Raw genomic sequence first — 8,335 nt, 5'->3', positions numbered from 1 at the left:
CAATTCTTGCTGCCCAGAAAGCGATCGAGCGACGCACCTTACCATACGATAAAGGGGATGAGTAACCCGGATTTGGTATTAGTTATTGCCCACCTGAAAAATCTGTGCTGCTGTTAAGTTTAAATCGGGGAAGGCAAGCGATTGCAGCACATCATCCCCTCTAAATTGATTCACTACATACTCACCGTCAACTAACTGATAAACAGAAATAGTTGCTTGCTTGGGGTTGCCAATATATCTTCTTCCCCCCAACCCCAAATAATCGACAATCCAGTATTCAGGAATTGCTAACTTTTCATATTCCCCTAGCTTCATCAAGTAGTCATCTTGCCAATTGGTACTCACGATTTCGATGACTAAACGGATTGTTTCACCTTTGGTAATAGTCGATCGCTTTTTCCACATCGGTTCCGTTTCGATTCCGTGCCAATCTAACACCATCACATCGGGGCTGTAGCCCGATTTATCAGAATCAACAGCCTTAATAATTCCTTGGCGCGGAATGAAATAGGGCAAAGCCAAACGTTCAATCTGAACACCTACTTTGAGGGCGAGGAAGCCCCCTACTTGTTCGTGAGTTCCAGTTGCTTGCATTTCGATAACGACTCCATCATGTAGTTCAAAGCGACCGTGACCCTCTGGATACCAGTCCAGAAACTCATCTAGGGTCATTTGTTTAGACTTGGCAGGTTGTTCTTGAATGAGCATATTGATTCTCCTTGTTTGCTGTTAATTTAAATGTTAATATAATTAAACATTTTTAGGGGCTATATTTTATTATAGCAATCCTAAATGATTTGCTGGCATTATACGCGAGCTTTCTGGCTCGCACTGCAAGGATTCTGGTCTCGATCGAGAGAGGCGACTGATGCGAGGATTGCTATATAATGAATTAGGGATGGCGACAAAAGTAACGCTCAGACTGCATTTTTTCTACTAAAACTTAAATTTAAAACCAACCCATAAACGGCATGACCCAGGTAACATACCAAATTGGCGGTAGTCTCGCCAATGATGCACCTACCTACGTAGTAAGACAAGCAGATTCCGAACTCTATGAAGCTTTAAAATCGAGCGAATTTTGTTACGTCCTCAACTCGCGGCAAATGGGTAAATCTTCCCTATTAGTCCGCACGCTGCACCGACTGCAAGCAGAAGGTTTTCAATGCAGCACGCTCGACATGACCCGCATCGGTAGCGAAAATATTACCCCTTTACAGTGGTATAAAGGCATGGTTGGGGAACTGTGGCGCGGCTTCAATCTTTTAGGAAAAGTTAATTTAAAAACCTGGTGGCAAGAGCGAGAAGATATCTCATTTCTGCAAAGATTGAGTCATTTTATTGAAGATATTCTACTGAGCAAATTTCCTGAAGATAGAATCATTATATTTATTGATGAAATTGACAGCATTCTCAGCCTAGATTTTCCCGTAGATGATTTTTTTGCCCTAATTCGCTTTTTTTATAATCAACGAGCAATAAATCCAGAATACAATCGAATTAGTTTTGCAATATTTGGAGTAGCCACACCCAGCGATTTAATTGCAGATAAAAAACGAACCCCTTTTAATATTGGCAGTGCGATCGCGTTAGATGGCTTTACCTTAAACGAAGCCCAACCTTTAGCCAAAGGATTGTCCGTCCAAATCGAAAATTATCAGAGAGTTTTACAAGAAATCTTAAAGTGGACAGCAGGACAACCGTTTCTGACTCAAAAATTGTGTCAGTTGGCAGTCAAAGCCGCTGAAAACTCTACCAGTGAATTGCTGAAACTTCCACCGGGAAGCGAAGAATTTTGGGTTGAGAATTTAGTTCGATCGCACATCATCGACAACTGGGAATCTCAAGACGAACCGGAACATTTGAAAACGATTCGCGATCGCATCTTGCGAAACGAACAGCGCGCTGGTAGATTGCTGGGAATTTACCAGCAAATCTGGCAAGGCGCGGCAGTGCCAACCGATGACAGTCGAGAACAAATAGAATTAATGCTCAGTGGATTGGTAGAAAAAGAACAAGGTTTGCTGAAAGTAAAAAATCGAATTTATCAAAAAGTTTTTGACAGCGAATGGATCGAAAAAAAATTAGGATTACTGCGTCTTTACTCGCAAAACTTCGATGCGTGGTTGGCGGCAAAACAACAAGATAAATCGCGCCTATTGCGGGGACAAGCGTTGAAAGACGCTCAAAATTCGGCGCGAGGCAAAAGTTTAAGCGACCTAGATTATCAGTTTTTATCCCAAAGTGAAGAATTAGACCGAATCGAAGTGCAACAAGCACTAGAAGCAGCACGAGTTAGAGAAGTAGAAGCCCGACTGGTAGAGGAACGCAAGCGGTTAGATTTAGAGCGAGAAACAGCGAAGCGACAGAGGAGGTTTATTGGGGCGTTGAGTGCAGCGCTGATAGTTGCGATCGCCTTTGGCATTCTCGCCCTCTGGCAATACCATTACGCCGTCACCAGCGAGCACAAAGCCCGCACCAGCGAAATTCAAGCCCTCACCTCCTCATCCTCCGGGCAATTCGCCTCCCAACAGCGATTAGACGCCCTCGCGAGCGCCATCAAAGCCAGACGCAGGCTCGAGAGTCTCCCTCATTCCAGCCCCCAGTTGCAATTTCAAGTTCAACAAGTGCTGCAACAAGCGATCTACGGAACGGCAGAATTCAATCGCCTCTTGGGGCATTCCAGCCCGGTTCTGGCAGTTGATGTCAGCCCAGACGGTCAACTCATCGCCACCGGGGGCGGCGACCAAACAGCCAAGGTTTGGCAGCGGGATGGCACCTTGCTGCACACTCTCCAACACACGATCAGCAGCGTCTACGCCCTCCGTTTTACTCCCGACAGCCAGCGCCTGGTAACATCCAGCGTGGACGGCAACATTTATCTGTGGAGTCGGGAAGGCAAACTGCTCAAAACCTTTCAGGGACACAGCGCTGCGATCTGGGCGATCGCCCTGAGTCCAGACGGCGATCGCATCGCCTCCGCCAGTGAAGACAGCACCATTCGGCTGTGGAGTGCCGGTGGCAAACTGCTCAAAACCCTAAGCGGACATCAAGGTGCAGTTTGGGGTGTTGCCTTTAGCCCCGATGGAAACCTCCTCGCCTCTAGCAGCACAGATAATACGGTCAAGGTCTGGACTCTAGACGGTGAACTGGTGAGCACTCTGGAAGGCCACAGCGCCACCGTTTGGGACGTTGAGTTTGCTTTACTTGCAGACAATAGCGGCACCAAGCGTCCCGCCATCATCTCTGCCAGCGCTGACAACACTGTCAAACTCTGGCAACCCGACGGAACCCTGCTGCGAACTCTTAGCGGTCACAGTGCGGAAGTGTTTGAAGTCGCCGTCAGCACAGCAGGCGATCTCATTGCTTCCGCCAGCGCCGACCAAACCATAAACCTCTGGAAGCCGGACGGGACACTTTTGAAAGTCCTCAAAGGGCATCAATCTGGAATTCGAGGCGTGACCTTTGTTCCCAACAGTCAAATGGTTGTCTCCGCTAGCGACGACAATACCGCCCGACTGTGGAACCCGATAAACCCCTTCTCGAAAGTCCTTTACGGACATGGCGGCACGATTTGGGATGTGGATTACAGCCCGGACGGTCAGATGCTAGCTTCAGCCAGTACGGATGGCAGCTTCAAACTGTGGGCGCGAGACGGCACGTTGCTGAAGTCTTTTGCCGGAAATAAGACTGCCGTTCGATCGGTTGCTTTCCTCTCTGGTGCCAGCTTTGCCAATCCTGCGATCGCGCCCATCCTTGCTACCGCTAGTGAAGATAAAACGATTAAATTCTGGCAGTTCGACGGGACGCTGCTGAAAACCATTACAGGACATGGGGCGGGAGTGTGGGATGTCTCCGCCAGTCCAGATGGTCGGCTACTGGCTTCTGCTAGCAACGATAAAACCGTGAAACTGTGGAACAAGGACGGCACTTTGCTGAAAACGTTCACAGGGCATCGGGCTAGGGTTTACGATGTGGACTTTACCCCTGACGGACAGAGGCTGGTTTCAGCCAGTAGCGACAGCACTGCTCGGTTGTGGAGCCTTGACGGTAGGTTTTCCAAGACTCTAGAGGGTCATCGCAGCCCGATTTGGAAAGTTGCCATCAGTCCAGACGATCGCACTTTGGCAACTGCCAGCAGGGATGACACGATTAAACTCTGGACGATCGATGGCACGTTGCTCAAAACCCTCAAGGGAAATACTAGAGGCTTGATGGCAGTTGATTTCAGTCCCGACGGTCAAATGCTGGTGGCTGGAGGCTCAACTGGCGCACTCAAACTTTGGAAGATAGACGGTACAGAAATAACGACGCTAACCGGACATGAAGGGAACGTTTGGGGGGTGGCGTTTAGTCCCGATGGCAAGCAAATTGCCTCCGCCGGTGACGATCGCACGGTGATTTTGTGGGATGTGGAGCGCATTCTCAAACTCGATGAACTCGCTTATGCGTGCGATCGCGTGCGGGATTATCTGCGGACAAATGCCGATGTGAAGGAGGAGGACAGACATTTGTGCGATCGAATTACCAACAATACTCCAAAACAGTGATTTTTTTACTAAATAATTAAATATTCGCCCGCTCCCAACTTACTATTACCTATGACCGAAATCACCTATCAAATTGGCGGCAGTCTCAATACAGATGCACTCACTTATGTCAAGCGAAAAGCTGATGACCAAATCTACCAAGCCTTAAAAAACGGGGAGTTTTGTTACGTCCTCAACTCGCGGCAAATGGGTAAATCTTCCCTATTAGTCCGCACCCTGCACCGATTGCAAGCTGAAGGATTTCAATGCAGTACGATCGACATGACGCGCATCGGCAGTGAAAATATCACTCCTTTACAGTGGTATAAAGGTATGATAGGGGAACTGTGGCGCGGCTTCAATCTTTTAGGGCAAGTTAATTTAAAAACCTGGTGGCGCGACTCAGAAGATGTCTCGTTTCTGCAAAGATTGAGTCATTTTATAGAAGATATCCTACTGGTTAATTTTCCCCAAGAGCGCATTTTTATATTCATTGATGAAATCGATAGCATTCTCAGTTTGGATTTCGCTGTCGATGATTTTTTTGCCCTGATTCGGTTTTGCTACAATCAGCGAGCGATTAATCCCGAGTATAACCGCATTACTTTTGCAATTTTTGGAGTAGCTACGCCGAGCGATTTAATTGCTGACAAAAATCGAACTCCTTTTAATATCGGTCAGGCTATAGATTTGCAGGGTTTTGAACTCTCCGAAGCCCAACTATTAGTTAAAGGATTAGAGAGTGCCGTCAGCAATCCTCATGCCGTTCTCAAACAAATATTAGCTTGGACTTGTGGACAGCCATTTCTCACCCAGAAAGTTTGCTATTTGGCGTATAGAGCCAGCCGGGAAACGGCGGACGGATTAGTAAATATTCCCCCGGGAACAGAGGCATTTTGGGTCGATAGTTTGGTGCGATCGCGCATCGTCAATAACTGGGAATCCCTAGACGAGCCAGAGCATCTGAAAACGATACGCGATCGCCTCCTCCGTGACGAACAACGCGCCGGAAGATTGCTAGGCATTTACCAGCAAATCTTGCAAAGTGTGGAAGTACCAACCGATGACACCCGAGAACAAATCGAACTATTGCTATCGGGTTTAGTGGTGAAAAACGCAGGCTATTTGCAGATAAAAAACATAATTTATCAAGAAGTATTTAATATAGAATGGGTAGAGAAACAATTAGGGCAACTGCGTCCTTACTCCCAATCTTTCGATACTTGGATCGCTGCCAAACAAACAGATGATTCGCGCCTTTTGAGGGGACAAGCGTTAAAAGATGCTCAAATCTGGATGCAGGGAAAAAGTTTGAGCGATTTAGACTATCAGTTTTTAGCAGCTAGCGCCGAACTCGACAAGCAAGAAATGCAACTGACCTTAGAAGCAGAAAGGTTAAAAGAAGTCGAAAAAAATGCCAGACGGCAAAAGTGGTTTATTGCTGCACTCTCTTTCGCATTAGCGATCGCCCTCTTTCTCGGAACAGCAGCTTTTTGGCAATATCGCCGTGCCACCTTAAGCGAAATAGAAGCGATCGCCACCTCCTCCTCCGCCCTCTTCACCTTAGAGCAAAAATTAGACGCCCTCATCGCCGCCATCAAAGCCAAGCGCAAACTGCAACAATTCGGTGGGGCAAATCCCGAACTAGAAAATCGCGTGCAATTATTACTAGAGCAGGCCGTTTATGGAGCTTCCGAGTTCAACCGCTTGTCAGGACATCAGGCGACACTGTATAGATTAGCAATCAGTCCCGACGCTGGGACCATTGCCTCCTCAAGTGTGGATAGAACGGTTAAACTCTGGCAGCGAGATGGCACCCTTGTTGCCACTCTTCCCCACAACGGTACGGTATGGAGGTTGGCTTTTAGCCCCGACAGTAAACTCCTCGCTTGCGCCCGTGAAGATGGCACAGTTAAACTTTGGCAGCAACAGGGAACTTCTTGGCAGAGCCCCAAACTCCTACACACCCTTGAGGGACACAGTACCGAGTTTCAGGGTCTGGCGTTCAGCCCAGATGGCGAGATTTTAGCTGCATCCGGTGAGAATAACACCGTTAAACTCTGGGACAAAAACGGCAATTTATTAACCATTCTCGATCGCACCGATGCGGTTCGGAGTCTTAGCTTTAGCCCCGACGGGGAAATGCTCGTTAGCGGAAGCGGGGAGGGCACGATCCGATTGTGGAAAAAAAACGGCGCATTCTGGGCCTCGGTAAAGTTACTGCGAAGGTTTCAAGGCCATAGCGCTGCAATATGGGAGGTCGAGTTCAGTCCTGACGGCAAGATATTTGCCTCCGCCAGCATGGATAAAACTGTTAAACTTTGGCGCTCCCATGTCCCGTCAGACGAAGAGTTACAGCCCCTGCGAACCCTTAAGGGTCACGCATCTGGCGTTGAGGGTCTAGATTTCAGTCCCGACGGTCAGATTATCGCCTCAGCCAGCGACGATCGAACCATCAAATTTTGGAGTAAAGACGGCAAAGAGCTCAGAACTTTTACAGGGCATCGCGATAGCGTGTGGGATCTCGATTTCAGTCCTGACGGCACTTTCATTGCTTCGCTGGGTGTAGGAAATGCTGTCAAACTTTGGCAGCCGAAAAACATTTTTCTGTTGCCCCTGCAAGGTCACGACGCTGCTGTTTATGCTGCTGCTTTCGCGGATGACGGAAAAATCGTCGCCACTGCAAGTACAGACGGCACGGTGAAACTTTGGCGGCCAGATGGCACATTGCTGAAAACGCTTCAGGAGGGCCAAGGAGGGCTTTGGTCTGTGGCATTCAGTCCTGACGGTAAAGTCATGGCCGTGGGGGGCGAAAAAACAGTTAAACTCTGGCACAAGGGTGGCAGATTCCTGGGAGAAATCAACGCCCACAAAGGTATAGTTTACGGAATTGCTTGGAGTCCTGACGGTAAAATTATTGCCTCCGCAAGTACAGACGGCACGGTAAAACTCTGGCAGCCAAACGGCGTGTTAGTGCGAACTCTGAAGCTTGATGGCAGCGCCTTCTGGAGTGTGGCCTTTAGCCCTGATGGAAAAGCTTTAGCCGCCGTCGGTAGCAGCGGTACTCTCGCTATCTGGAAGCCCGATGGCACTTTGTTGCAGGCGATTGATGCTCATCAGGCTTTGACTCTAGAGGTCAGTTTCAGTCCCGATGGCAAGACACTCGCCTCAGCCAGTACAGATGGCACCGTCAAACTCTGGAAATTAGATCCCTCAGACACCTCAGTTCCTCAGAAAGCACTGCTACGGAGAACGCTTAAAGGTCACACACAGGGAGTGCTGGGAGTTTCCTTTAGCCCGGATGGTGAAATCGTCGCTACGGCAAGTCTGGATAACACGGTGAAACTCTGGAACTCTAACGGCATCTTGCTGACGACGCTCGCGGGGCATAGAGGTGCGGTGATAGGAGTTTCCTTTAGTCCCGACGGCACTTTCCTTGTCTCCACCAGCATTGACCAAACGGCGATTTTGTGGAATGTGAAGCGAATTCTCAATACAGACCCCCTGGCTTTTGGTTGCGACTGGGTGCGGGATTATTTGCGAACGAATGCCGATGTGAAGGAGGAGGACAGACATTTGTGCGATCGTATTAAAACGGAATAATATCAAGTCCGCTTTATTAGGAATTATATATTAATATGTGTGGGCTAGAGCATCCGAAGATTAGATGATATTTATCATGTTTGGCTACTTTTTATTGAAATATGCTACAATACTAAATCCGGCTTAACTACTCCCTTTATCTCTCAGTCTGCGGAGGCGGAATTCGTTTGTTTAGTAGCGGTTTCAACCGCCGAATGATACGC

3 protein-coding genes are annotated in these 8,335 nt (G+C 48.2%); 2 read left to right on the top strand and 1 reads right to left on the bottom strand.

Annotated elements, in window-relative coordinates:
• Positions 1-78: 78 nt before the first annotated feature.
• Positions 79-708, bottom strand: coding sequence for a Uma2 family endonuclease (locus tag QUA56_RS15345; protein ID WP_333358976.1), 630 nt, complete (start codon positions 706-708; stop codon positions 79-81).
• Positions 709-971: 263 nt separating this feature from the next.
• On the opposite strand from QUA56_RS15345, the gene QUA56_RS15340 reads away from it, so the two are divergent.
• Positions 972-4,550 carry an AAA-like domain-containing protein gene (locus QUA56_RS15340; protein ID WP_333358974.1) on the top strand — a complete coding sequence of 1,193 codons (3,579 nt, stop codon included), beginning with the start codon at positions 972-974 and terminating at the stop codon, positions 4,548-4,550.
• 51 nt (positions 4,551-4,601) lie between these two features.
• A complete protein-coding gene (locus tag QUA56_RS15335; RefSeq protein WP_333358972.1) occupies positions 4,602-8,132 on the top strand; it encodes an AAA-like domain-containing protein in 3,531 nt (1,176 codons plus the stop codon).
• Positions 8,133-8,335: the final 203 nt, after the last annotated feature.

Origin of the sequence: Microcoleus sp. N3A4 (assembly GCF_036701805.1) — a bacterium.
Classification (GTDB): Bacteria; Cyanobacteriota; Cyanobacteriia; order Cyanobacteriales; family Microcoleaceae; genus Microcoleus.
This window is presented reverse-complemented; position numbering and strand designations above follow the sequence as displayed.